This is a genomic window from Alkalinema sp. FACHB-956, from assembly GCF_014697025.1.
Classification (GTDB): domain Bacteria; phylum Cyanobacteriota; class Cyanobacteriia; order Leptolyngbyales; family Leptolyngbyaceae; genus Alkalinema.
On record NZ_JACJRC010000003.1, the window covers coordinates 170,564 to 196,705 of the forward strand.

21 protein-coding genes are annotated in these 26,142 nt (G+C 52.2%); 11 read left to right on the forward strand and 10 right to left on the reverse strand.

What is annotated here, in order from left to right:
- Nucleotides 1–119 precede the first annotated feature (119 nt).
- Nucleotides 120–1,211, forward strand: a complete 1,092-nt coding sequence (gene ychF, locus H6G21_RS05910) for a redox-regulated ATPase YchF (RefSeq protein ID WP_190571526.1) — start codon at nucleotides 120–122, stop codon at nucleotides 1,209–1,211.
- 59 nt (nucleotides 1,212–1,270) lie between these two features.
- Here ychF and H6G21_RS05915 read toward each other — a convergent pair whose 3' ends face one another.
- Complete coding sequence (locus H6G21_RS05915) at nucleotides 1,271–2,266, reverse strand: pentapeptide repeat-containing protein (RefSeq protein WP_190571528.1); 996 nt, start codon at nucleotides 2,264–2,266, stop codon at nucleotides 1,271–1,273.
- Between the two features lie 15 nt (nucleotides 2,267–2,281).
- Nucleotides 2,282–3,664 (reverse strand): hypothetical protein, encoded by a 1,383-nt coding sequence (locus H6G21_RS25620; RefSeq protein WP_242041676.1) that lies wholly within the window; start codon nucleotides 3,662–3,664, stop codon nucleotides 2,282–2,284.
- Between the two features lie 270 nt (nucleotides 3,665–3,934).
- On the opposite strand from H6G21_RS25620, the gene H6G21_RS05925 reads away from it, so the two are divergent.
- Together H6G21_RS05925 and rpiA are read left to right on the forward strand one after the other, a co-directional pair.
- Entirely contained in the window at nucleotides 3,935–4,951 is a 1,017-nt protein-coding gene (locus H6G21_RS05925) for a TOBE-like domain-containing protein (protein ID WP_190571530.1), read from the forward strand.
- A 74-nt stretch (nucleotides 4,952–5,025) separates the two neighbouring features.
- A complete protein-coding gene (gene rpiA / locus H6G21_RS05930) occupies nucleotides 5,026–5,727 on the forward strand; it encodes a ribose-5-phosphate isomerase RpiA (RefSeq protein WP_190571533.1) in 702 nt (233 codons plus the stop codon).
- 123 nt (nucleotides 5,728–5,850) lie between these two features.
- Here rpiA and H6G21_RS05935 read toward each other — a convergent pair whose 3' ends face one another.
- The gene (locus H6G21_RS05935) at nucleotides 5,851–6,606 is read right to left on the reverse strand and encodes a GDSL-type esterase/lipase family protein (protein ID WP_190571535.1); all 756 of its coding nucleotides are present in this window, start codon (nucleotides 6,604–6,606) and stop codon (nucleotides 5,851–5,853) included.
- A gap of 535 nt (nucleotides 6,607–7,141) precedes the next feature.
- Between H6G21_RS05935 and H6G21_RS05940 the strand changes: the two genes are divergently transcribed.
- Together H6G21_RS05940 and H6G21_RS05945 are read left to right on the forward strand one after the other, a co-directional pair.
- Nucleotides 7,142–7,366, forward strand: a complete 225-nt coding sequence (locus tag H6G21_RS05940; protein ID WP_190571537.1) for a DUF2811 domain-containing protein — start codon at nucleotides 7,142–7,144, stop codon at nucleotides 7,364–7,366.
- Between the two features lie 510 nt (nucleotides 7,367–7,876).
- Nucleotides 7,877–8,668 (forward strand): PD-(D/E)XK nuclease family protein, encoded by a 792-nt coding sequence (locus H6G21_RS05945; RefSeq protein WP_190571539.1) that lies wholly within the window; start codon nucleotides 7,877–7,879, stop codon nucleotides 8,666–8,668.
- A gap of 107 nt (nucleotides 8,669–8,775) precedes the next feature.
- Here H6G21_RS05945 and H6G21_RS05950 read toward each other — a convergent pair whose 3' ends face one another.
- The 3 genes from H6G21_RS05950 to H6G21_RS05960 all read right to left on the reverse strand — a co-directional run bounded on the left by H6G21_RS05950 (nucleotide 8,776) and on the right by H6G21_RS05960 (nucleotide 12,390).
- Nucleotides 8,776–9,675, reverse strand: coding sequence for a TIGR04168 family protein (locus H6G21_RS05950; protein WP_190571541.1), 900 nt, complete (start codon nucleotides 9,673–9,675; stop codon nucleotides 8,776–8,778).
- 91 nt (nucleotides 9,676–9,766) lie between these two features.
- Nucleotides 9,767–10,765, reverse strand: coding sequence for a hypothetical protein (locus H6G21_RS05955; RefSeq protein ID WP_190571543.1), 999 nt, complete (start codon nucleotides 10,763–10,765; stop codon nucleotides 9,767–9,769).
- Between the two features lie 164 nt (nucleotides 10,766–10,929).
- A complete protein-coding gene (locus H6G21_RS05960; RefSeq protein WP_190571545.1) occupies nucleotides 10,930–12,390 on the reverse strand; it encodes a cobyrinate a,c-diamide synthase in 1,461 nt (486 codons plus the stop codon).
- 60 nt (nucleotides 12,391–12,450) lie between these two features.
- On the opposite strand from H6G21_RS05960, the gene H6G21_RS05965 reads away from it, so the two are divergent.
- From H6G21_RS05965 to H6G21_RS05980, 4 genes are all read left to right on the forward strand, one after another.
- A complete protein-coding gene (locus tag H6G21_RS05965; protein WP_190571547.1) occupies nucleotides 12,451–14,223 on the forward strand; it encodes an ATP-binding protein in 1,773 nt (590 codons plus the stop codon).
- Between the two features lie 1,261 nt (nucleotides 14,224–15,484).
- Complete coding sequence (locus tag H6G21_RS05970; protein ID WP_190571549.1) at nucleotides 15,485–16,468, forward strand: RNA polymerase sigma factor, RpoD/SigA family; 984 nt, start codon at nucleotides 15,485–15,487, stop codon at nucleotides 16,466–16,468.
- Between the two features lie 1,076 nt (nucleotides 16,469–17,544).
- On the forward strand, nucleotides 17,545–18,000 hold the full coding sequence (locus H6G21_RS05975) for a hypothetical protein (RefSeq protein WP_190571551.1): 456 nt from the start codon (nucleotides 17,545–17,547) through the stop codon (nucleotides 17,998–18,000).
- A gap of 203 nt (nucleotides 18,001–18,203) precedes the next feature.
- Complete coding sequence (locus H6G21_RS05980) at nucleotides 18,204–19,484, forward strand: hypothetical protein (protein WP_199307050.1); 1,281 nt, start codon at nucleotides 18,204–18,206, stop codon at nucleotides 19,482–19,484.
- 134 nt (nucleotides 19,485–19,618) lie between these two features.
- Here H6G21_RS05980 and lipA read toward each other — a convergent pair whose 3' ends face one another.
- A complete protein-coding gene (gene lipA / locus H6G21_RS05985) occupies nucleotides 19,619–20,539 on the reverse strand; it encodes a lipoyl synthase (RefSeq protein ID WP_190571985.1) in 921 nt (306 codons plus the stop codon).
- Nucleotides 20,540–21,021: 482 nt separating this feature from the next.
- Here lipA and H6G21_RS05990 point away from each other — a divergent pair, with 482 nt between their 5' ends.
- Complete coding sequence (locus H6G21_RS05990) at nucleotides 21,022–21,573, forward strand: response regulator (RefSeq protein ID WP_190571553.1); 552 nt, start codon at nucleotides 21,022–21,024, stop codon at nucleotides 21,571–21,573.
- A 157-nt stretch (nucleotides 21,574–21,730) separates the two neighbouring features.
- On the opposite strand, the gene recR is transcribed toward H6G21_RS05990, so the two are convergent.
- Both recR and H6G21_RS06000 read right to left on the reverse strand, forming a co-directional pair.
- Complete coding sequence (recR, locus tag H6G21_RS05995; protein WP_199307051.1) at nucleotides 21,731–22,324, reverse strand: recombination mediator RecR; 594 nt, start codon at nucleotides 22,322–22,324, stop codon at nucleotides 21,731–21,733.
- Between the two features lie 10 nt (nucleotides 22,325–22,334).
- Nucleotides 22,335–22,685, reverse strand: coding sequence for a histidine triad nucleotide-binding protein (locus tag H6G21_RS06000; RefSeq protein ID WP_190571556.1), 351 nt, complete (start codon nucleotides 22,683–22,685; stop codon nucleotides 22,335–22,337).
- A gap of 99 nt (nucleotides 22,686–22,784) precedes the next feature.
- Here H6G21_RS06000 and H6G21_RS06005 point away from each other — a divergent pair, with 99 nt between their 5' ends.
- Nucleotides 22,785–24,311, forward strand: coding sequence for a YifB family Mg chelatase-like AAA ATPase (locus H6G21_RS06005; RefSeq protein WP_190571558.1), 1,527 nt, complete (start codon nucleotides 22,785–22,787; stop codon nucleotides 24,309–24,311).
- A gap of 83 nt (nucleotides 24,312–24,394) precedes the next feature.
- Here H6G21_RS06005 and H6G21_RS06010 read toward each other — a convergent pair whose 3' ends face one another.
- Nucleotides 24,395–25,975, reverse strand: coding sequence for a hypothetical protein (locus H6G21_RS06010; protein ID WP_190571559.1), 1,581 nt, complete (start codon nucleotides 25,973–25,975; stop codon nucleotides 24,395–24,397).
- Nucleotides 25,976–26,142 lie beyond the last annotated feature (167 nt).

Here is a 26,142-nt window from a genome sequence, read left to right on the forward strand (position 1 = left end):
TAACAAACCTGCAACAAAATGTAAAACGAAATGTAATAGGATGATTAATCGGCTGTCTAAGCCAGTCCATCCAAGCCAGTCCATCCAAACCCATCCATCCCAAATCACAATCAATCACTATGCTGAGAGCCGGAATCGTCGGACTACCCAACGTTGGAAAATCCACCCTATTTAACGCGATCGTGGGAAATGCTAAAGCCCAAGCGGCAAACTTTCCCTTTTGTACGATCGAACCCAACGTCGGCATTGTGGCCGTTCCCGATCCCCGTCTCACCGTCCTAGCCAAAATTTCCAGCTCGTCAGAAATTGTGCCCGCACGGGTGGAATTTGTGGACATTGCGGGCTTGGTCAAAGGCGCAAGCCAAGGGGAAGGCTTGGGCAACCAGTTCCTCGCGAACATTCGTGAAGTTGATGCGATCGTCCATGTGGTGCGATGCTTTGAAAACGACGACATCATCCACGTTTCCGGCTCTGTGGATCCCCTGCGTGATGTGGATGTGATTAACCTAGAACTGGGTTTGGCGGACTTAGCCCAGGCCGAAAAACGGATTGAACGGGCCCGCAAAGACGCCCGCACCAAAAAAGAAATCCAGGTGGAAGTCGATGCCTTAGACAAAATTATTACGGCACTGAACGCAGGGAAATCCGCCCGATCGGTCGAACTCAATGAAGAGGAAGAACTCGCCATCAAGGCCATGGGCTTCCTGACCCGCAAACCCGTCATCTACGCCACCAACGTTTCTGAAGATGACTTGGCGACGGGGAACGCCTTTGTGGATAAAGTGCGGGCGATCGCGGCGGACGAAGGCGCGCAGGTGGTCGTGATTTCCGCTCAAGTGGAATCAGAACTGATCGAATTGCCGGAAGAGGAACGGGCCGAATTTCTGGAGTCCCTAGGCGTGACGGAAGGTGGGCTGCAATCCCTCATCCGAGCCACCTACAATCTCCTGGGACTGCAAACCTACTTCACCACTGGGCCCAAGGAAACCCGCGCCTGGACGATTCGCAAGGGCATGGTTGCCCCCCAAGCTGCTGGCGTCATCCACACCGACTTTGAACGCGGCTTCATCCGAGCAGAAACCGTCGCCTACCAAGATTTGGTGGACTGCGGCGCGATGAATGCAGCGAAGGAAAAGGGCCTAGTCCGCAGCGAAGGGAAAGAATACGTCGTCCAAGAAGGCGATGTCATGCTGTTCCGCTTCAATGTTTAACCGTTGAATCTCTCACCGAGATCTCTCACCGGCCCCTCAAACGGTTCGTTTCACCCAGCTTAATCATGCACACTGCCATCGGCCAGAGTCGCCCCTTTGAGCTGGGTTCCCGCCAACATGGTGCTGCTGACCTCCGCCCGGATTAGATTCGCCCCGCGCAGATCGGCCCCGCGCAAGTCAGCCCGTCCCAGGTAGGCTTCAATCAGATTGGCTTCCACCAGGATGGCTCCCTGGAGATTGGCGCGTCCGAGTTCCGCCTTGCTCAGACGCACCCGCTCCATGCGGGCCTGTTGCAAGTTAGCTTTGCTTAGTTTTGCGCCGTTCAAGGTCGCATCGATTAGCGTGGCTCCGCTCAGGTTGCTGCCCGTGAGGTCGATGCGATTCATTTTGGCCTCATGGAGAAAGGCCGCCTGAAAATCCGCCTGCGTTGCAATCACATCGCTGAGAAAGGTATGGGTGAGGATTGCACCAGTCAAGGTCGCTTCGCTGAGATTGGCCCCCTTTAAGCTGGCTTCACTCAAGATTGCCCCCGCCAGATTGGCTCGACTGAGATCAACACCAGTCAAGTTAGCCCCGCGCAAATCGGCTTCCCGCAGATCCGCGCCCCGCAGATTGGCCCCCGCTTGGATGCGGCCTTCCTCCCGTAAATTGGCTCCCCGGAGGCAGGCTCCCTGGAGGTTAGCCCCACTTAAATCCGCCCCCCGCAAATCAGCTCCCATGAGATTGGCATCCACGAGCACCGCCAGGGATAAATCCGCCCCGCGCAGATCGGCCCGCGCTAAGGTTGCCCCCTGTAAGTCGCCATCTCGGAGGTGGGCATTGAGGAGTTCCGCTTGGCTCAGGTTGGCTCCACACAGTTTGGTATGGCGGAGATTGGCTTGGCTCAGATCGGCCCGGTTGAGATAAGTAAAGGTCAAGTTCGCATGGTGAAAGTCGGCTCCTTTGAAATCCGCGCCGATCAAATCTGCGCCAGCCAGATTCCAATTGCTGCCATTCAAACCTGCAAATCGGGTTTCGCCAGCCTGGTAGCGATCGAGTAATTCCTGGGCGTTCATGGTGTGTCTTTCTCCCTAATCTCTAGCCAGCATCACAGTTCTGTGGCTTTCTGACTCACGATCGTCCTCGGAACCTTGCAAGTCGGAAGCGGGTGAACTTGAGATTTGTGAACTTGAGGTTTGTGAACTTGAGGTTTGTGAACTTGAGGTTTGTGAACTTGAGGTTTGTGACTTCGAGATTTGTGAACTTGAGGCTTGAGCTTCAACGATCGTCTGTGGGCTAGAGTCACTCAGTGGGCCGCTTAGAGAACCACTCAGTGAACCACTCGGCGAACCACTCGGTGGCAGTTCAGGAATGAGTCCCGCTGTGGAGAGGATGGTTTGGCCCATGGGGACAGCAAGACCATCGGCTTGGGAGTGATCCCGTTGGAACTGCTTCACTAGAGCCTCAATAATGGCTTCGTATTCTGCGGTATCCGGTAACTTTTCTGCTTCGTTGCGTAACTTGATGACCAAAAAATCGACCCGATTTTTGTAGGTATTAAACAGTTGTTCCAAGAGGTGGCCTAGGCTGAGGGCACGCAGTTGGGCGTAATCAACGGTGGAATGTGCAACCAACTCTGGCCGATCGGGGTGGAGTAATGCAGCCAACAAAACTTTCGTGCGGAGGGGGTTGGCCACCTTCATCATTTCCTGGCGGAAGTCGTAAAACAGCAGGTGGGTGGGGGGTGTCGGGAGAGTGTGGTTAACAACAGCGGACGCAGCGGACGTACTACTTTGGCCGAGGGCCTCTACAGTTAGCATGTCGCCATAGAGTGCAGAGAGATGTTGTAGGGCGGTATCCGCAATGGGTTGATACTCAATAGGTTTACTGAGGTGCTGGACGATGCGATTAAACGCCGCTTGTAGCTCGGGAAAGGTGTTATGGATCCGCCACAGGTCATCCACGATGCGCGTAAATTGGATGGCGGCTAATTTATCGGGATCGGTTTCCCAGGTGCGATGAATCACGCAGAGCATGAGCTTCTTCAAGCGCAGTTGCTGGGGATGACGATCGAGCAGTTGTCCAATTTGGGCTTGTTTTTGAAATAACTCGATCGGGCTTTGGGAAGAGGCTGACATTTGCCCTGGCAGCCCGAGGATAGTTTCTTCAGCATCGAGGGTCGTGACCTGCAATTCATACAGATCTTGCACACAATCCAAAAAAAACTCTGCGACCTGAGAGTACTCGATCGGTTTACTGAGGGTGTTAACAACCTGATGGACTCGACTTTGGAGTGAAGGAAGACGAGGATAGCACTGCCTAAGTTCTTCCACCAGCACTGCCATATCTAAGCCCTGGAATTGGGCAGGTTGAGTGGGCCACACGTTACGACAGAGGTAAACGAGCAGCTTAAGAATTCGAGTTGCGTGGGGCGCTTGGGCTAGCCGACGCGCGATCGCGGAAACATCTCCCATGCAAGGCACTCTGAAAGGCGACACTATGCTGCTAGGGTTCCCGCCGAAATGACTCGCCGTCTCCGTTGTTTTGCGGATTTTTGGTGTTTTACAGATTCGTGGAGGTGGGGGTAGCAAAGCTTATCCATCGGTTGGAATCTGTCAATCGCGGGAATATGTGCGATCGCCGGGAATATGGTACTGTAATCTACAGTAAGTCCATCGAGAAACCGGGGATTTATCTTAACCTCTGCATCATTATCCTCGTTCTTCTGCTTTTCCCTTGCATTTATGGGTATCACGGTTCAACAAGTCTCGAAACGATTTGGCAGCTTCCAGGCACTCGACCAAGTCAATGTTGATATTGAGAGTGGTTCACTAGTGGCCTTGTTAGGCCCATCGGGATCCGGAAAATCAACCTTGCTGCGCTTGATTGCCGGACTAGAGACGCCGGACAGTGGCAAGATTTTCTTAACCGGGAAAGATGCGACTTACCAAAGTGTGCAAGCCCGCAACATCGGCTTCGTATTCCAGCATTATGCGTTGTTCAAGCACATGACTGTGCGGCGCAATATTGCATTTGGCATGGAAATTCGTAAAATGCCTGCGACCAAAATTCAGCGGCGGGTCGAAGAATTACTCGATCTCGTACAGCTCTCTGGATTGGGCGATCGCTATCCGTCTCAGCTATCCGGTGGGCAACGGCAACGGGTGGCGCTGGCGAGGGCGCTGGCGGTAGAACCCAAGGTTTTACTGCTGGATGAACCCTTTGGAGCCTTAGATGCCAAGGTGCGGAAGGATTTGCGAGCCTGGTTGCGTCGCCTCCATGATGAAGTCCATGTCACAACCGTTTTTGTCACCCACGATCAAGAAGAGGCCATGGAAGTCTCGGATCAAATTGTTGTGATGAATAAAGGCAAAGTTGAGCAAGTGGGAACTCCAGCCCAAGTCTATGACCACCCAGCCAGCGCCTTTGTCATGAGCTTCATTGGGCCAGTGAATGTCTTGCCTACGAGTTCGCGGATTTTCCAAGAGAGCGGATTCGACTCCGCCAACCCAGAGATGTTCCTGCGGCCCCATGACATCCAAGTGGAACTCCAGCCCAATGCTTCGACGGTTCCCGCACGGGTTCAACGCTTGATTCATTTAGGTTGGGAAATTCAGGCCGAATTGGTACTGGATGATGGCCAAGAAATGGTAGCTCACCTTACCCGCGAACGGTTTGACCAACTCAATCTGACGGAGAACCAACGCATTCACGTCAAACCCAAGGATGCGAAATCGTTTCCGCTTTACTATGAGATTTAACGCCAATTATGGCGCATGACAGAATCGCTGCGTAGTAGACTGACGGAGGCAGAAAATAAAGAAGGGAGTCCTCCATGAACGCTCAGGATTTAATGAAAAAACAGGTGGGTTATGCCGCCGCCGATCGTGTCCAATCCGGCATGATTGTTGGCTTGGGCACGGGTTCTACGACTGCTTTTGCCATTCAAGCGATCGGTGAGCGGTTACAATCCGGCAGCCTGAAGGATATCAAAGGCATTCCCACCTCCTTCCAAGCGATCGTGCTCGCCCGGAAATTTGGCATTCCCCTCGTGGGCTTAGATGAAGTCGATCATATTGATATTGCGATCGATGGAGCCGATGAAGTGGATCCCAATAAAAACCTGATTAAAGGGGGCGGCGCGGCCCATACCCAGGAAAAAATTGTCGATTCCCTCGCTAATCAATTCATTGTGGTGGTAGACAGTACCAAGCTAGTCGATCACCTCGGTTCTACCTTCCTGCTGCCCGTGGAAGTTTTACCGATGGCCGTGGCTCCCGTCACCCGCGCGATCGAAAAACTGGGGGGGCAACCGCAATTACGTATGGGTGTGAAAAAAGCTGGCCCCGTCGTTACCGACCAAGGCAACTTAGTGATTGATGTGAAATTCGATCGCATTGACAATCCCAGTGAACTTGAGCAAACGCTCAACAACATTCCTGGTGTTCTCGAAAATGGTCTTTTTGTGAACGTTGCCGACATCATCTTGGTCGGTGAAATTCAAAACGATCAACCGATCGTTCGGGAAATTGCCTAATTTCTAACTTGACCTAATCTCTAACTTCAAATCTCTAACTTGAATAGTTGAAAAGTAAAAATTCAGACTAGCCGTTTTCCAGGAGGCAGATGCTCAAGGCAGCCGATCGGGAAAGCGGCTTTTTTATTCGCTCCACCACCCTTGCCACGCTGACCACGTTGCGACCAACTCCGCTAAATACCCATAGCCCTGAGACCCCGGATGAGCCCCGTCAAACGCCTTCACCTCATCTAGCCAAGGGGTATAGCATTGCAACGGCGTAAAGACATCCAGGAAGGGAATCGCAAGACTTTTGCAGAGGGACTCCAGCGCCTCAATCAAAACCCAAGTGCGATCGTTCTGTCCTGCATCTGCGATCGGGGGTGGACTCACCAGCAGCACCGGGTATTGCCGTTGGGCTACCGTCAGAATCGATCGTGCATGGATCAGCGAATCAGCCAACGCAACACGGGGCTGGCCATTCTCCCAGGTCGTGTCATTCGTACCAAAGGAAAAGACCAAACGGCCATCGCAATCTTCAGGTAGTCGCAACTGAACCTCCGATCGCCAACGCTGCCTCAGTTCCGCGCTAGTTTCTCGCCGAATCCCCAGGTTGTAATAGGTCACGTTGTAATTAGTCGCGTTGTAATTAGTCGCGTTGTAATTAGTCCCAGGGGCATTCGTTACGGGGGGATGCGTCCCAGGGGTATCAGTCCCAGGGGCATTCGTCACCGCAGAGCTAGCAGTCGCAGCATGACCAGCAGTCCCAGCACGACCTCTCTGCTGAGCCATCGCACAGATCCGCCCTGTCCACCCTAGGCAATCTGGATCCCCGGTGCCATTAATGAAAGAGTCGCCTAAAAAACAGATCCGCCGATCGCGGGATGCTAAAACATGCATAGAAAGCTGGATCCCTTGTGTAGCAAGGACTTTGGGGATCGGAATCATACCGCGATCGCGGGCGTTTTTCAACAAATCCTCACCTTGGAATAGATTTACAATTCTTTACACAACCTGTGGAAAACTGACCTTTCTCCCAGGTCAATCCACAGGTTTCCCCAACATTCTCCACACGTTATCCACAACTTTCCACAGGTTTTCCCCAGAAAAGGAACGGTTTATCGACCCTCCCCGTAGCTTTGTGGAAAAGCAGCAAGTTCCTTCAACAGTTTGTGGAAAAGTGGTTGTTAGGTGAAGTTGTGTAACAGAAAAACGTCCGAAACCCGCATTTCTTCGTTTTACAAGTTCGCTTGAGTGATCAAAATTTCACGATCGTCAATGTTGATCTTCTAGAAGCGATCGCGCAGAATATAGCGACCAAAGCAAAGCCCTCAAACCTATACTCCGCTACGGATCCAAATCTTGGTTACGTGTTCGGTTATTCGTGGGACGGGTGATGTTTTTGTGTTGATTTTTTTCAGAGAGAGAATTGCCCATGGATACGCCCATCAGCCTTCTGGTCGAAATTCCTGAAACATTGCACGGTTCTTTGATCAACTTTCTGGACAATCGTCCTGATTGGGATCAGGATCGCGTATTCTCCGCTGCAATTTCCCTGTTTCTCTTACAAAATCGTTCCCCTGAACAGGGCAGCGATCGACAAGCGGCTCGCATCTATCTAGATTCTATTTTTCGTCGTCCTGCCGATGCAGCTTCGTGAGAGCGGCTGCTTCCGGCACCTGCTTTCTGAAACAGGATTATTCTGGGCTGATTTACAGATTGATTGACAGAATGTTTCGATCAAGTCTTCTAACAAGTCGCTTCCCTACCACCCTTTGTTCCCTTGCCTTGAGTTTGCAAACCTAAATTCGCAAACCTAAGTTCCCTAACTTAACGTCTAACTTGAATGTCCCAATTGAACGTCCAAAACAAGTATTTCCAGTCTTGAGTTCTTCCCTTGTTCCTTTGTCATCCGTTGGTTCCGTTACAATCTAGCTTATCTGTCTAGCTTGTCTGTCTGAATTGAATACTGGACTGGATCATTGCAGAAAGAATGGATTTCATCTTCAACAGAGTTTCGGGGTAAAAGTAGCTGCTTATAAGCTTTTGAGGCTTAGTAATAGACCGATCGAACCGTTGAAAAGTCCATTCTTTCTCCCCTGTCAGTCTTGCTCTACCTTGCTTTGTTTCAACCTTGTCTTGTTCACCTTTTTAATTACTTTGAGCAGTTATGACCTACCACATCTCTGCTACGAAGTTGAAGGCATATAAACGTTGTCCCTATGCCTACTACTTACGTTACGAACGGCGTGTTGGCTCCAATGAATGCTATGGATCGGCAGCGTTGGGTACAGCGTTGCACCAAGCCTTAGCACAGTGTTATCGCGATTGGCATTCTAGCGATCGTATACCTGATTGGGGCTGGTTTAGTGCAGCGTGGGATCAATTTTCCATGGGCTTGACCAACGGTCAGATTCTGGAGGGTCGGGGGATTCTTGAACGCTATTATCAAACGTTCATCGCCAACCAAATGTCCCTCAATCAACCGCTAGCCGTGGAAGGCAAAATCCAAGCCAAGCTTCAGGTGGAAAATGTAGAGTTTACGATTTCCGGACGGTACGATCGCATTGATTATCTCGCCGATGGATTGGAGTTAATTGACTACAAATCCGCCCGCGATGTTAAGTTACCCGATGCCGAAGAAGTCGATCTGCAAATTGGACTATATTACTTGGCTCTGGAGCAAACCTATCAGCAAAGCTTAAAGTACCTCAGCCTGCTGTTCCTGCGAACGGGGGAAAAGGTGCAATATAAAGCAACCCAACGCCATAAACGCAAAGTCAAGAAAATTATTTCCGACCTTGCCATGGAACTGCGCCACGATCGGACTTGGCAACCCCAACCCGGTTCCCAATGTGCCCGTTGTGCCTATGCTGGATACTGCGCGGCGGTGACCTGTTCTCCCAATCCTGTGCCACCCTGTGAGCGGCTTCAAGGACTCCAGCTTGCCATTAGTTTTTAGATCGTTGATTTTACAATTATAAGAATTACGTTCTCATCACCCATGCATTCGATAATGCATGGGTTTTGTATTGATTTATTGGGTATTTACTAATGGGGAATTCGTATTTATTCATGGGGAATTCGATAGAGTTCCTTGGATTCTACGATCGTCCCCTCTGCCGTCACCCAAACCAATTGGCATTGCTGGACAACTCCCGATGCGATCGTCACTAGAGAGAAATTCCGTAGTATTCCCTGAGCTGTCTGCCGCCAACGTGGTGCACAGGCTGCATTGAGGTACACCGACTGCTCCTGGGTATGAATCACCCGCCGGGTGCGATCGGGCGCAATCCGCAAACTGTGGTGCATATGGCCAAACGTAACCAGCGACACCTGTTTCCCTAGGGCAGGAACCTTCGACAACATCACTTCAAAATCCCTATCCCCATAGTCTCCCCCCGCTGGATACCAATCCTTTCCGCAGGGATCCTCCGGTTGATCACCCATTCCCGCAGGCCCGTTGTGACCCACAAAAATTAAATGATCGCAGGTTGTCTGCTCCACCACGGCCACCATTCGATCGATCGACTCCTCAAAACTCCGGACATCAAAGCGCTTGCGATAAAATTTGCGGTGTTTCCACTTCACGCCCCCCCAACTGAAAGGCCGCACGCCCACGACGCTAATGCCCCAAGCAGGAAAATCCAACTTGCCATAGCCCACGAACGCTTCACCCAGTAAATCAATCTGCATCTGCACCCGATCTTCTGCATGACGATCGTAGGGACAGCGCGATCGGCCCCAGGAACTCGCTGAATACCAAGCATCATGATTGCCTAAATTCACGGCCTTCGGTAAGTCCAGCGAGGCCACCTTTTGCACAACTTCGATCGCTTCGTTGCCAAAGTCACCAACAAATAAAACTAAATCTACGCCCAAGCCTTTGAGTGCCGTGTGATCCGCTTCTTCCCACTGATCATGGACATCCCCAACAACCGCAATTTTAATGCAATTCCCGATGGTCATAGTGTTTCTCTAAACAATTGTTCCAGCAATCTTTCCGTCATATTTTTTAGATCTGTTTTTTGGACCTATCTTGTTCCCCATCGCGCACTGATTAATCATTAATCCAAGTCGATCGCCAAGCGACCTGGGCTTCTGCAATCGATCGCTGCCGTTGCCGTTTACGATAGTCTCGGCCCAATGCCTTCATTCGCTGGGTTACTTCGCGAAGCTTACGTCGCCAAACCATGGTTTCCGCATCGTTGAATTCCAGTTCTGCCAACCGTAACTGAACCGCAACAACATGCATCAGATTAGCGGGACGCTTGCTACTCTTTTCCCGTTTTTCCGGTGAACTTCCTGGCCCTTCCACCAACATTTGCACAACATGGGGCAGTTTACCCATCGTTTCTGCACCTTCGGCGCGGGATGCGGCTTCTAAGACTGCATCCGGCAAGTTGGGAGAAATTAAACTGGCCCGTTGCAAAACCTGATTAACTTGGTGAGACAGTTGCCGTAACGTTTGTCGGGTCGATCGCTCCACATAGTCTTGCCAATTGAGCCATTGATCGATCGGGCTGGGAGGACGTTGGGAGGCCACTGCCGAAGCTACCTCCGCCAGCAACGCCGCCAATTCTTGAGCTGGATCTTCCTTTGTTTCTGCTTCATTTTCTACTTCACTTTCGTCGTCGTCCGCATCATCATCATTATCATCATCGTCATGGAATTTTTCCGCTCTAGACTGACGGTCTTCCACCATGAACGATTCTTCAAGCAAGTCCGAATCTTCCTCTAGGGATTGAATACGGAATGACGGTAACGCAGCGACTTCGCCGAGGGTGGGTAGTTGGGTTAATTGCGTAGCGGCCTGACGGGCGATCGATCGCACATCACTTTGCAACATTTCCCGCTGACTCACCGATAGCCGCAAAAATTCTTCCGGGAACCCTTCTGTGCACACATGGTAGGCCGCCAAAATCAACTGCTGGCGTGCATTTTTCTGCAATGCATCCAAATAACTAGCATAGGTCTGACGGAGGGTTTCACCCAGCTCTGCAACCTGCTTATCTAATTCCGCAAGGCTTTGATTCAGTTGCTCAATGGATGCTGCCATGGACGGTTCTGGACTCTGAATGAACAATCTTTTCTAGGATAACGGTAGTCGATCGAGACAAGCAGCCCTTCAGCGTTTTTCTCCAGGTTTGAGGGCACGTTATTTTCCCTCACAGAAACCAAGCGCCCACGATCACAATCTCTCATCCTCAAAATCTCTCACTCTCAACTAGGCGAATGGCCCAAACAGCGCTGAAGAAACCGTCGAGGTAAATCCGGCGTGGTGCCCCAGTGCAAATGTAAATACGACGCATGTAAATTGGCCATTGCCCAGCCCTCCGCTTGCCCTTCCAGTGGATTCGTCGCGGGAGTCTCTGAATGTTGCTGTTCTGAATTCTGCTGGGCCGATCGCGCAAACGGAAATTGCGACCCTCCCGATCGAGCCGGGGTTACCTGGAGCGATCGCAAATGAAACAACGGTTGCGCCGATCGCCCCGTCACCTGCGATCGATGGAACTCATGACCTCGCAGCCGTTGCCCCGCTTGCACCAGAGCACTCGTCGCTTGTACCGTGGCCTCCCGGTAGCCCAACGTTAGCCGTTTGCCCATCACTGCATCCGTCGGCAACGTCCCCACCATGGCATGGCGCTGCCCCTCAAAATCGACGATCGCCTGACAGAGATACATCAAGCCACCACATTCCCCATAGGTCGGCAGTCCCTGGGCGATCGCCTGTCCCACGGCCTGCCGTGCTGCGGCATTGTCCGCCAGTTCTGCCGCAAACATTTCCGGAAAGCCCCCGCCAAAATACAGCCCCTGGCAATCCGGTCGTGGCCCATCCCGCAGCGGACTCCAAGGCACCAGTTCCGCACCCAAGGCCGTCAGCAACTCTAAATTATCGGCATAGTAAAAACTGAAGGCCGGATCCTGGGCGATCGCTAATCGCACGGGTTGGGGGAGGGGCTCCACTTCAGGCAGATCAGACGGTTCGATCGACGAGGCCAACGGCGAATTCTCGACCAATGGCAATAGTTTTTCCCAATCAAAACAACGCAAACCCAAGACCGCCAAACGATCGAGAATCTCCGTCAACTGCGGCAATTCCGCCGTTGGCACCAACCCTAAATGCCGATCGGGCAGATGGATCTGATCCTCCCGTCGCAACACCCCCACAATCGGCAGGTTTAACGGTTCCAGCGCCGCCATCAGTAATTCCAAATGGCGATCGCTGCCCACCTGATTCAGCACCAGACCCGCCACATTCACCGCCGGGTCAAACGTCCGATACCCCTGTACCAGCGCCGCGATCGATTGGGACACACTGCGGCAATTCACCACCAGCACCACGGGCAACCCCAACACCTTCGCCACATGGGCCGTACTGCCATAGCCCTGCGGAGCCGCCGCCCCATCAAACAGCCCCATCACCCCTTCTACGATGCTGTGGGGGATGGCCTGCGATCGTCGCCCATAGGATTGCCGCACGTAGGTTTCAGAAGTCAGTACCGGATCCAAGTTATAGCAAGCGCGCCCAGTCACAGCCCGGTGAAACATCGGATCAATATAGTCCGGCCCCACTTTAAACGACTGCACCGCCAATTGCTTCTGCCGCAACGCCGCCAGCATCGCCAGCGTCACCGTTGTCTTGCCACTGCCACTGCGATCGCCCGCAATAATAACACCCATACCTTTCTCCAAAGTCCCAGACCATGCTACCCTAAAGCCTGATGGTACATCTGCTCTGCCATGCATCCCGAAAAACCCCTCGGTTCTGTTATTCAAGGCTCCCTCAGCAAAGGGTTAGAAGTTCGCCTCCATGCCGATGTGTCGGTGGAAGAAATGCGGGTGGGCAAGTTTTTGGTTGTCCAGGGTAGCCGATCGCGCTTTTTCTGCATGTTGACCGATGTAACCTTGGGCACCGCCAGCCAACGGATCCTCGCTAATCCCCCCGATCCGGCAAATACCTTTTTGCAGGAAGTGCTGGCAGGCAGCGGCACCTACGGCACGATCGAACTCGCTCCGATGCTCATGATTAACGACGAGAAGCGTAGGGACAGTCCCGCGATCGCGGAGAATACCGCTGAAACAACCTCTGCTAAAAAATCCGCCAAAGCTAAGGCCAAAATTCCCAACACCCGATCTACCGTTGCCGCCGCATCCTACCAGCCCAACACCAACGCCGATATTGAACTCCTGCCCGTTAAAACCATTCCCAGCCACTTCAGCCAAGTGTATGACGCCAGCGATCGGGACTTCCGCGCCGTCTTTGGTTGGGAAGACGACCCCCACCGCCGCAACTTTGCCATTGGGGAACCGATCGACATGGCTGTGCCCATCTGCCTGGATCTCGATCGCTTTGTGGAACGGAGTAATGGGGTCTTTGGCAAATCGGGCACGGGGAAATCCTTCCTAACTCGCTTGCTTCTGGCGGGCGTGGTGCGCAAACAGGCCGCCGTGAATCTAATTTTCGACATGCACTCGGAGTATGGCTGGGAAGCGACCCGCGAAGGTAAAGCCTTTAGTACCGTGAAGGGATTATGCCAATTGTTTCCTGGCAAAGTCGAAATTTTTACCCTCGACCCCGATTCCACTAAACGGCGCGGGGTGCGCAATGCCCAGGAACTCTACATCGGCTACGACCAAATCGAAGTGGAAGATTTGGCGTTGGTGCGGGGAGAATTGAATCTCTCGGAAACCAGCTTGGAAAATGCGGTGATCCTGCGCAACGAATTTGGCAAAGGTTGGATCAATCGCCTCCTGACGATGAGCAATGAAGAAATCCAGGAATTCTGCGAAGTCAAGATGGGGAACAAATCTTCCATCATGGCCCTGCAACGCAAACTAATTCGGCTGGAGTCGTTGAAATACATTCGCAATTCCTGTCCCCATAACTATGTCGCCCAGGTGTTGGAATGCATTGAAGCAGGGAAGCACGTTGTCATTGAGTTCGGTTCCCAATCCAACCTGCTCTCCTATATGTTGGCGACCAATATCATTGCCCGCCGTATCCATGCCGCCTATGTGCGGAAAGCTGAACATTTTTTGCAAACCAAAAACATTGACGATCGCCCCCGTCAATTAATGATTACGATCGAAGAAGCCCACCGTTTTCTCGATCCAGCCACCGTTGGGCAAACGATTTTCGGCACGATCGCGCGGGAAATGCGCAAATACTTTGTCACGCTGCTGGTGGTCGATCAGCGGCCTTCCGGCATTGACAACGAAGTCATGTCGCAAATTGGAACTCGGATTACCGCACTGCTCAACGACGAAAAGGATATCGATGCCATTTTCACCGGGGTTTCCGGCGGCCAAGCCCTGCGATCGGTGCTGGCCAAACTAGACTCCAAACAACAGGCCCTCATCCTGGGTCACGCGGTTCCCATGCCCGTGGTCATCCGCACCCGCCCCTACGACGAAGCCTTCTATGCCGCGATCGGCGATACCGACTGGGCTAGCCTTGAAGATGAAGCGGTGCTCAAAGCAGCCCTGGCAGCCAAAGCTGATTTGGGGTTTTAGTCAGCCGCAATCTCCCGCCAACCTCGATCGCAGCATAGCCCCTCAATCGCAAACTACGCTGTCAAATCAAACTTTGCCAGAAATCAAACTTTGCCAGAAATCAAACCGTGTCGAATCCAACCGCGTCAAATCCAGCCTAGGGATTGACTCTTGTAGTACCCTGTAATACAATTAGACCATAGTAGTTTCAAGCCGTTTTCCACCGAATCCCGATCGAAAACCAACCCAGGAATCATCCTTTCCCACCAGTCACTTTTGTTTTGTTAGGTTAATTCCAGGTTAATTGTGTGTGAGATTTAGTGCCATTTTTGAGTGCCATTTTTTTAGCACCATTGAAGCATCTTCATACTTGCTCCACTCAGTTTTCAGAGGATCACTTTAGGAACTTTTTGTAGATAGAAATCTGTCTCCATCTCAAGTGCGTATTCTGGTGTGTCACACTCCAGTCACATTCTTGCTACATGGAAACCACGTAGGTCATCTATGCTAAAGCTACCGATTATTACCCCGTTATTGCAGGGTGTACTAAGGAGGTCAAAACCTTGATAGAAGAGACTTTCCAGCCATGGGCGATTTCCAAGTTCAGGTAGAGGAATCCCTACTGAATTGCCCCTGATAGGGTTCGGTTGTCCCATAGCGTCCAGAGCATTAAATTGCGATGATGAAGTGACCTAAAACGGAATGCTAGAGATATTTAATAGGTTGCAATCGAATATTTCTATTCAAGAAATGTTTTGTCTGACTGGGCATTGAGATCGGGCAACACAAGGCAATCTACCCATGCCCATTCATCGCTTAGCCAACCTAACTAGCACCTCCGCTTTCGCTTCGTTATCTCTAGGATCCTTCAGAATAGGCACATTTACTCTCTTTACTGGCTTCAAGTTTTGTAATATGATTAACTCATACTCATTTCGACTTCGTTTATCATTATTTGCCTAGAGGTTGCCCAATATGAAACAGAAGTCTGAATCTCGCACCCTCCGATTTGGGGGTGCAGGCATGAAATCTTCATTGAGTCCCATGCTTGAGTCACGCACTTGAGTTCCATACTTGAGTCACATACTTGAGTCACACTTTTGACTGTCGCAAATTGTCTCCTCACTGGTTAGAGTTAGTCGCAGATTACTGAATCGTTTTCGCTGAAAGTGCTCTGTAGAACTCAATGCTTTTTTGAATATGTCCACCCTCTGAATGCGTTAGTGAGGTCTTTGATCCCTCTGGAGTCGTCCTCTATTTCCTGTTACGGAGTTTTGCCACCATGACCACTGCCACTTCCAAAACAACCCATCCCAGCCCAACTTACACGGCAGATATGGTGCGGACGTATCTGCATGAGATTGGTCGTGTACCCATGCTGACCCACGAGCAAGAAATTGTTTATGGTAAGCAGGTGCAGCAAATGATGGCCTTACAAGACCAAAAGGCCAACCTTGCTAAGACGTTGGATCATGAACCGAGCGATCGCGAATTAGCCGATCACGCTCAGATTAATGAGACGGAAATCAAGAACATCTTCCAGCGGGGTCGGCGAGCCAAGCAGAAGATGATTGAAGCCAACCTGCGCCTCGTGGTGTCGATCGCGAAGAAGTACCAAAAGCGCAACTTAGAGTTCCTGGATTTGATTCAAGAAGGCTCCCTGGGCTTGGAACGGGGGGTGGAGAAATATGATCCCACCCGAGGTTACAAGTTCTCGACTTACGCCTACTGGTGGATTCGTCAAGCCATCACCCGCGCGATCGCCCAACAGAGCCGCACCATTCGTCTGCCTATCCACATCACCGAAAAGCTGAACAAAATTAAACGGGTTCAGCGAGAACTGGCACAAACGCTAGGCCGCAGCCCCAGTGTGGCAGAGATCTCCGCTGAGTTAGACTTGGCTCCGGAGGAAATTCGGGATTATCTGATCATGGCCCGTCAGCCTGTCTCGCTTGATTTACGGGTGGGCGACAACCAAGACACCGAGTTGCAAGAGTTGCTAGAGGATGATGGCGCATCGCCGGAGATTTACACCACTCAAGAGCTACTGCGCCAAGACCTGCATAACTTGCTGGCAGATCTAACCCCTCAACAGCGGGAGGTTCTGATGCTGCGCTACGGCTTAGAGGATGGCATTGAGCGATCGCTGGCCAAAGTGGGCGAACAGTTGAACCTCAGCCGGGAGCGGGTGCGGCAACTGGAGCGGCAGGCATTGGATCACCTCCGTCGCCGCAAAGCCATGGTGCGGGAATATCTGGCTAGTTAAACCCGCTAGTTCGACCAACGTTACGCACGAAGTTACGCACGAAGTTACGCGAAAGGGCCAGCACTCAGCTGACCATCCATTACAACCACACCTAACGAGGAGCGCGATCGCGCTCCTTTTTCGATCTTGCCTGACTCCCATGAACCAGAGAGATCTCTAGCAGGCGCTAGCAGTGAGCTTCCAGCCATGAAATGGGGCTTCTAGCCGTCGTTATTCAGGTCGTCTTCAGATTGTCTCTAGAATTGCTCAAAACACAATTGTTTGTTAATTTTTCAACTAAATATTACATTCAACTTAACAACTTCGTTACCGTTGCAAATGATTAAATCACCGGCTTACGTGATCTGAGTCACAAGTCTTTGCGATCGGTCTTCTTAGGCCAGTTTTAGAGGTGGTTATTGAGCCATGACCGAGGGGTTGAGTCAGTTCAAACCATCCTATCGTTATAAAGCTTAAAGTCCCATGGGCATTGATTGGAAGGAACCGCTCTACAATGAGTTAACCTCCCTCAATCACCCAAGTGGCCGGATTGCAGAGTGGCACTTTTACACATTGCGATTCCTTTGGAAAGATGATTTCATAACTATATGAAAAGCTTCTGGGTAACAGGCTTCTGACTGATAGATCCCTTGTTCCTAAAAAGTTTGACTGTTCAGACTATCTCAGAATTTCTTCAGAATTTCTTAGGAGAGAGTCCCGCTTAATCCAGTTTTCAGTTATCTTCAAGCGCTATTTTAGCCACCGGAGTTCTGTAGACTGACTCAGTTTTAGCAGAAACGGCATTTGCATAACTGGACTCTCTGAGGATATAAAACCTTTCACAGCTTCGGTTCGCACATTTCTGGAATCGGTCATCTCAGCACTGAATCTAGTCATTGCAATACCCTCACACCTTAGGGGGACGACTCTACGCTCAGTCGATCGCTCCCGGCCTTGCTAATAAAATTTATATTGTGAGAGATGCTCTTATGGATGTGTTTTCTACGTGGTGTGATCATCAGTCGGGCGTGAAAGATGGGTTGTTTTCACGTTTATTCACCGCTGCTTCTCTAGCAGTAGGCTTAACATTATCTGTAATGGCATATCAGCCGGCCAATGCGGTGCCGAGCAATTCTCCAACTATCTTAACATCCGCAAAAACATCTGCCCTTATTCCCGCTGCTGTTTCTAGTCCCTTAGCAGATGGCGTTTATCTATACGGGGAAGAGGCTCAACCGGACGTGCTGGGTAGAGCATATTTTGTGTTTGAGGTGAAGCAGGGTCAAGTTCTCGGCGCATTGTACATGCCCAATTCCTCCTTTGATTGTGCCGCTGGACAGTTCCAAGCTAATCAACTGGCATTAACCGTGCGTGGAGCCTACGATCCCACTCCGATCCCTTTTGAAATTGCCCTCGATCGCTCAGGGATTGTCGCGTCCAATGACGTCCAGACAGAAATTGGCCTAGAAGGATTCCAGCGCCTAGAAAAAGTCAGTGATAACGATCACCGAATCCTTGAAATGTGCAAAGCAACCCTGAGCAAAACCCGATAGTCCGTTCTGGCGTTATCCATCTTGTGCAGGGAGGAGAGGCCAGTTACCGGATAGCCAGTCACGGCGTCAATCAAGATATTCAGTCACGGAGCCAATCCCTCAGTCGCCCAAATCCAGCTGAGTTGTTTGAACCCGATCGCCCCCCTCTGATAAGGTTAAAGGCATTGGTTGATATTGCCTCTGCACCATCTTGAGTTCCGCCCATGGGTCAGTCGAAAAAGGTCAAAGCGTCTGCGATCGCGGCTTCAAAAGTCACCGCTTCAAAAGCCCCCGATCCGAAGAAAGACTTAGCGTCCCCATTGGCACCCCCCCCGGTGGCTCAGCCTGTGGATGCGACTGTTGATACAACTGTGAATTCCACTGTGAATTCCACTGTGAATTCCACTGTGAATTCCACTGTGGATGCGACCGTCGATCCAGGAGCTAACCCCAACTCCTATGCAGATCGAACCGAGCGTATTCAAGCAATTACTCAACTGATCAAGACCCTTCAACCCTTCATCTGGGCGATCGTCTTGGCGATCGTCTTAATTCCCCTAGCCGGAAAATACATTATTGATCAGTCCCTAGTTCACCGAGCACCGGACATTCCCGAAGTGGTGCAGGAAGTCGCTGTCACGGCCCCGGACTGGAGTGAAGTAGATCGGGCGATCGCCGATAGTTTGCAAACCGCCCATGGGGTTGCTGAAACCTATGCCTCCCAAGCACTCACCCAATGGGAAGCGGAACTAGAGCCACGCATTGAAAATTTCCTCGACTGGTACTTCGACTTTTTTAACCAGAAGCGGATGGAATTCAGCACGCCCTTCGTCTGGGGCTATGGCTGGGCCATCCATCGTATGGATCCTAACCAACCCAGCGGCAAAGAGGCCGTGATTACCCATTTGTCAGAATCCTTTGAAAAAGAGTTCTCCAAACGGGTATTAGTGCCTAAGAACGCTCAACTGCGCTTAGAAGTCATCACCAATCAAACCGTTGATCAGTATTTAGCGGCCCTTCGTGAGTCGATCGGAGCTGTGCAAACCAAATACCATATCCCCCAAGGCCAATGGGATCGCTACCTCAGCGATATTTCCCTCACCCTGGGCAGCGAAGGCACCGTATCGAGCCTCTCCCTCAAGACTCTGGCAGGTGGTGGAACTTACCTCGCCGCCAAACCGATCGTCATGGCGTCCCTCGGCAAACTTGGGAGTAAAGCCAGCGCCAAGTTTGCCGGAGCTGCTGCCTCCAAGGTGGCCGCCAAAACCGGAGGAGCCGTCGCCGCAGAATTGGGAGCCGCCGCCCTTGATCCGATCGTGGGTCTTGGGATCCTCGCCTGGGATGTCTGGGACTATCGCCACACCGTGGAGGTCGATCGGCCTGTCCTGCGGGACAATCTAGCGACCTATCTCCAGGATGTGAAACAAGTGCTGCTCAACCATCCCGATTCCGGCGTCATGACGGCTATTCGGCAAATCGAGCAGGACATTTTGGCAGCGCTGTAGCAAATTTGCTGGGAATCTCAATCATTCAAGCGACAACAGGCAAAAAGATGCGGTTGTCACCCAACTGACTGAAATTTGACACTGAAATTTGACACTGAAATTTGACAAAGAACCAGCCCACCGACCCACCGACCCTACTCTTCTTCGCCCGCATGGTAGGAACTGCGCACCAATGGCCCCGATCGCACGTGGGAAAACCCTAATTCCCGCGCGATCGCGCCTAACTTTTCAAACTCATCAGGATGCCAATACTTGCGCACAGGCAAATGCTCCAAGCTCGGACGCATATACTGTCCGAGAGTCACCCGATCGCAGCCCACCGATCGCAGATCCTTCAGCGTTTGGATCACCTCAGCTTCCGTTTCCCCATGGCCCAGCATCAACCCCGATTTCGTCGGAATCGTCGGGTCAAATTGCTTGACGAGCTGCAACACCCGCAGCGTGCGATCGTACTTTGCCCCCCGGCGTACCGTTCCCTGAAGACGTTCGATCGTTTCAATATTATGGTTATAGCAAGCGGGCTGCGCCTCAACGATCGTTTTGACCCGTTGGGCTTGTAACGTCTCTGGAGACAAGTTCTCCTGCCGTCCGCCGTAGAAATCTGGGGTCAGTACCTCAATTTGGGTTTCTGGATTCGTGGCTCGAATGGCTGCCATCGTCGCGACAAACCAGCCAGCCCCCCCATCTTCCAAGTCATCCCTCGCCACAGACGTTAAGACAACATAACGCAGTCCTAACAATTGCACCGATTCCGCAACCTTTTGGGGCTCGTGGGGATCCAATGCCATCGGCGCGTGGCCCTTATCCACCTGGCAAAATCCACAGGATCGGGTACAAGTCGGCCCCATCAGCAAAAAGGTCGCCGTGCCCTGGGCATAGCACTCACCTCGATTGGGACAACGCCCTTCTTCGCAAATGGTGTGGATATTCCGTTGCTTGATAATTTGCTGAACCGTTGAAATCTCACTGGCCTTTCCGATCGATCTCCGCAACCACGGCGGCATCGCTTGAATATCCGCTCGCTCGGCCTCGCGATCCACCCGCGATCGAGGCATCTTAGCGAGAGAAGGGCTGGGAATCGAAGAATTAGTGTCAGCAGCCATAGAGTTGGGCACAATAGAGTCGATTGTCCAAGGGTGCGGACAAAATCAATATAATACTCGATCGATAAAGCTGCTAGGGGAGCTGGTGCAGGATGCCTCAAGATTCGGAGCACAAAACGCAAAATCCATTCATAATTCAATGGGGGAGCCGATCAAAATGAGTGAATCGCTCTCTGGATTTAGTGCTAGAAGTAATGTCATAGGAGAGTTTTCTAAGAGAGTGTGATTATTTGAACTTTTAGCTTCATCCTAAAAATAGACACCAAAAAAGCAGGCAATATACAACAGGCGCAAGAGTGTTTCCCGTCTGTCGGGTCTTTGTCAGGGTTTCATCTAGCCTTCGGATTGGACAGTCGCCGCCTTGAAACACTTTCACCTCTTTGTCTTTCACTCATGGTTATTAATTCCGCAGTCACCCGCAGAGGAGTTTAGTTGTGGCAAGTCATAAGGTTCTAGTGATTGATGACAGCGCCGTGATCCGGAACATGGTTCGCGATATGCTGCCCAAGGGCAATTTTGACGTTCTGGAAGCAAAAGACGGGGTTCAAGGGATTAACCTTGTGCGTCAAGAGCGGCCAACGCTAATCATGCTGGACTTTTTGCTCCCCCGTATGAGTGGCTGGGAAGTCTATCAGCAAATCCAAGCCCAACCCGATCTCCAGTCCATTCCTTTAGTCCTCATGTCTGGGCGTAAGGAAGAAGTCACGGAAAAGCTCCAAGAGCCGTTTGAATATTTTGAGTTCGTCCAAAAGCCCTTTGACCAAAAGCAATTAATTGAAGCGATCAAAGCGGCCATGAGCAAAGCCAAGCGGCGTCCAGCGGCAGTGGCCGCACCCGCCGCCGCACCCGCTGCCGCTGCAACGGGGGATACCAGCGGTGAAATGGCTGCGCTCAAAGCGCAAGTCGCGAAGTTGCAAGCAGAAGTCGATGCTCTGAAGAAACAACAGGCGCAAATTTTAGCTTTCATTAAGTCTAAGCTGAAGTAGAGCAGCTATTCCCACAGCCGTTTAAGGCCCAAAGTGGTTTAAGCGTGCTGCATCAAACGCCCTCCAGTTCACTCAGGAACCAGAGGGCGATTTTTAATGGCCATTGCAGGGAGCTTGAGAGCGCCAGTCGTAGCCACTGTACCCACTGCACCCACTATTACTCCAGTTCCCGACGCCCTTCCAGGGCCCGCGCTAACGTCACCTCATCGGCATATTCCAAATCCCCACCCATGGGTAGCCCAAAGGCAATGCGCGTCACCTTGGTAAAGGGCTTGAGCAAGTGGGCGACGTAGAGCGTGGTTGTTTCCCCTTCCACACTGGGACTGATCGCCATAATCACCTCTTGGATCGATTGCTGGCTGACCCGCCGCACGAGGGCTTGAATGTTTAATTGCTCCGGGCCGATGCCATCGATCGGTGAAATCAGTCCCCCTAGCACATGGTATTTGCCTTTGTACTCGCGGGTTTTTTCCAGGGCAATTAAATCGCGGGAATCTTCAACCACACAGAGCAGGCGATCGTCGCGCTTCGGAGAACTGCAAATCTCGCACACCGGATCGGCGGATAAATGCCCGCACACTGAGCAATGCCCCACCTGCTGCTTGGCATCTAACAACGCCTGGGCTAGGGCCGCCACTTCCTCCTTGGGACGTTTGAGAATATGCAAAGCCAGACGTTGAGCCGTTTTTGGCCCAACCCCTGGCAAATGCTGTAAATGTTCAATTAATCGGGCAAGGGGGCGAGTATACATCAGTTCTCCATCAGCCAGGGGGCCAAGCCAGACTCCGCCCACCCAGAATATGCAAATGCAGATGATACACCGTTTGGCCACCATCCTCACCGGTGTTGATCACGACTCGGTACCCCTTAGCCAAGCCTTCCTTTGCAGCAATTTCCTTCGCCTTGATGAGCAAATGCCCCAGCAATGCATGGTCTTCAGCCGTCGCATCCGCCAGCTTGGGAATATGTTGTTTTGGAATGAGGAGAATATGGATGGGGGCTTGGGGGCTAATGTCCCGAAACGCGAGGCACATTTCATCTTCGTAAATAATGTCGGCAGGCATTTCCTTCCGGATAATCTTGCCAAAAATGGTTTCGTTGGACTGGCTCATAAATTGTTTAAGTGCTGCTTTCGTTATTGTAAGCAATCCCTGTGAGGAATCTCTAAAAAGCCGGGAACTCTAAGCCAGATCCGTCATTTAGCGAGTTACATGCTGTCGAGAATTTGGAGTGCATCCCTGATGGGGATTGATGCCCTGAAAGTGGGGGTCGAAGTGGATGTCTCGAATAACATCCCCGGAATGGTGGTGGTGGGATTGCCCGATACAGCAGTACAGGAATCGAAGGAGCGGGTCAAAGCCGCAATTAAAAATGCTGGATTTGCCTTTCCCATGCGGCGGATCGTGATTAACCTCACGCCAGCGGATCTGCGCAAAGAAGGCCCCTGTTTTGACCTGCCCATCAGTATCGGCGTCCTCGCAGCTTCAGAACAGGTTCCCACCGATGCCTTAGAGCATTGCCTATTTCTCGGTGAATTGTCGCTGGATGGGAGCTTGCGTCCGGTGGCCGGGGTGTTGGCGATCGCGGCGGCGGCTCAGAAGTTAGGGATCCGATCGCTGATTGTCCCGGCGGATAATGTGCGGGAAGCCGCTGTGGTGAAAGGGATTGAGGTCTATGGCTTCAAACAATTGGCGGAGGTGGTGGAGTTTCTCCATGAGCCGGAGTCGGTCACACCCGCCACGATCGACAGTCAGGCGGAATTACAGCAAGGGACGATCGCTGGATTTGACCTGCGGGATGTCAAGGGTCAAGCCCATGCCCGCCGTGCCTTGGAAATTGCCGCAGCCGGAGGGCACAACTTGGTTTTCGTCGGGCCACCGGGCAGCGGAAAAACCATGCTGGCAAGGCGTCTACCGGGAATTCTGCCCAAGATGACCTTTGAGGAAGCATTGGAAGTGACCCAGATTCACTCCGTGGCAGGACTGTTGAAATCCAAAGGATCCCTGATCTGTCAGCGGCCCTTTCGCAGCCCCCACCATTCCGCCTCCGGCCCTTCTCTAGTAGGGGGTGGCAGTTTTCCCAGACCGGGAGAAATTTCCCTGTCCCACCGAGGTATTTTATTCCTTGACGAGTTAACTGAATTTAAGCGGGATGTTTTGGAATTTCTGCGGCAGCCCTTGGAAGATGGGCACGTGACGATTTCGCGCACGCGGCAGTCGGTCTCCTTTCCGGCGAAGTTCACGTTGGTGGCGAGTACCAATCCCTGTCCCTGTGGTTACTTCGGCGATCCGGTGCAGGCTTGTACCTGCTCCCCCAATGTGCGGGAAAGGTATTGGGCGAAGCTGTCGGGGCCGTTGATGGATCGGATTGATTTGCAGGTGCGGGTGAATCGCCTCAAGCCCGAGGAGATTATCCACGAAACCACCGGGGAAGATTCGGCGACGGTCTTGGCGCGGGTGCAAGTGGCACGCACTGCGGCTCAGGAACGTTTTGCGGGGACTCCCCTGCGCTGTAATGCCGAGATGCAAAGTCAGCATTTGCGTCAGTGGTGTCAGCTCGATGACAGTACGCGCGGACTGCTGGAGGGGGCGATTAAAAAGTTGGGTCTTTCGGTACGGGGCAGCGATCGCATCCTGAAGGTGGCCCGCACGATCGCCGATCTAGCTGGAGCCGATCGCCTGCAAGCCCAACATGTGGCGGAAGCGATTCAGTACCGCACGATCGATCGAATGCAGTAGCCGATCGGATGCAGTAGCCATCTCCGGTCGCCACGATCGATCTCCCGCCGCCACTTGGGCCAACCGAATCCTGGCCAGACTGATTACTCACGGATTGACCATAGTTGCAGCCGATTCTTGTCCATCTGATAGCCCGTTACCAGTAAGTGATCGCGGAACGGGAGGATCCGGGGACTGGGACGACCGGCAACGGCGGGTGCTAAATCCAAAATCGCTTCTGTGCCGCGATCGCTGCCGTCTGTGCGCCAGAGTTGAGTCTTGTCTGCGGTGTGGGCGATGAAATACAGCCGATCGCGAAAGGCCGTTAACCGGGTGGGGTCGGACGAGTTGGCAACCGGGGTGGGCGGTGGACAATTCCTCCGTTCGCCCAAGGGCGGTGGTGCACAAGGTGCGGCAATGACCGTTGTTCCTGGCGCGAGATCCTTAATTTGCCGAGTTCCTTGTACTGTCCCATCACTGACCCAAGGTTCACTCCCATCGGGGCCTGTGGCACTGAAAAAGACGCGATCGCCGACTACCGTTAGATGCGTGAGACTGAATAAACCTTGGGGAGTCAGTTGTCGGGTACCCGCCTCTGTGCCATCGGTTAACCAAAGATAGGCTTTGCCATCTGCTGCGACTGTACTAAAGAACAGACGATTCTTGACAACCCCAAAATTACGTTCTGCCCGAAAGCTAGGCCGATTCGTCAAACGTTTCACCCGACGAGTTTGGTTGGGCTGACCTTCCGTGACCCAAAGTTCTTCCCCTTGGGGGCCATTGGCAACCCAGAAAAATTGTTGTTTGATCCCCGTGAGCAATCTTGGGGCAGAATGTCCCGGCCCTGGCAGAACGTCTTGAATCAGTTGGGTGCCTGCGATCGTGCCATCGCTCGTCCACAGTTCCCAACCCTGCTGGGGGGTTTCCGCTTGGAAGTAAATGCGATTTTGCCAAACGGTGAAGGGTTCTGCGGCAGGATTCAGTGATTTCAGGGCGATCGTGCCTTTAGAAGTGCCGTCTGTGCGCCAGAGTTGCTGGGTTCCCTGGGCGTTCGCTGCTGCGAAGAAAGTCTGGGCACCCGCCACGGTAAAGAGTTGGGGAGGAAACCCAACGGCGGTACTCGGAAAGCGGTAAAAGCGTTGCGGAGTGGGTTGTTGGGCGGTACTTTGCCACAGTTCTGCGCCTTGGTTGGTGGCGATCGCAAAGAGCAGGCGAGGGGAGGGTTGGCTCACTGCCAGAATGGTGTTCGGCGGTTGGATGCGTTTGAGGGTGGAATTGAGGGCGGCGATCGGTTGCGTTGTTTGCCCATTGCTCTGCCACCAGGGTTGCGCAGAATCATCAACTTGGAACCAAACGCTAGACCCCATTGGCCAAAAGGCGATCGGATTGCCCGATCGGGGGCCTTGAGTGGTGCGACCGGGTAAAGTGTCCTTTAGCAATCGCGTTCCCGTTGGAGTTCCATCACTTGTCCAGGGTTCCCGTCCGCTGCGGCCATCATCGGCGGTAAACCAGAGTCGCTGATCCTGCACGATCGCGGGGTCAAGTAAATCCACAAAACGATCCGCAGGAAATTCTTTGAGAAGCTGGGGTGGGGGCGAACTGGCTGCGCTGGCATTGGGTAAAGCCAACGGGCATAGGAAGCTCACAGTCAGGATTAAGGAGTACAGGGGGCGGGGAGGTGTCATAGGAAGTGGGAAAGCGTCTTAGGAAACTGTCAGGAGCGAACCTGTCTAGCTGTTCACTTTGATGATGAGTCAGGTGAGACCCATCTACCCCTCAGTTACAGGATTTGATACAAGGTTATTGCTCCTCGGCCATTTCAATCGCTATCCAGCAACTTTAATGGCAACCA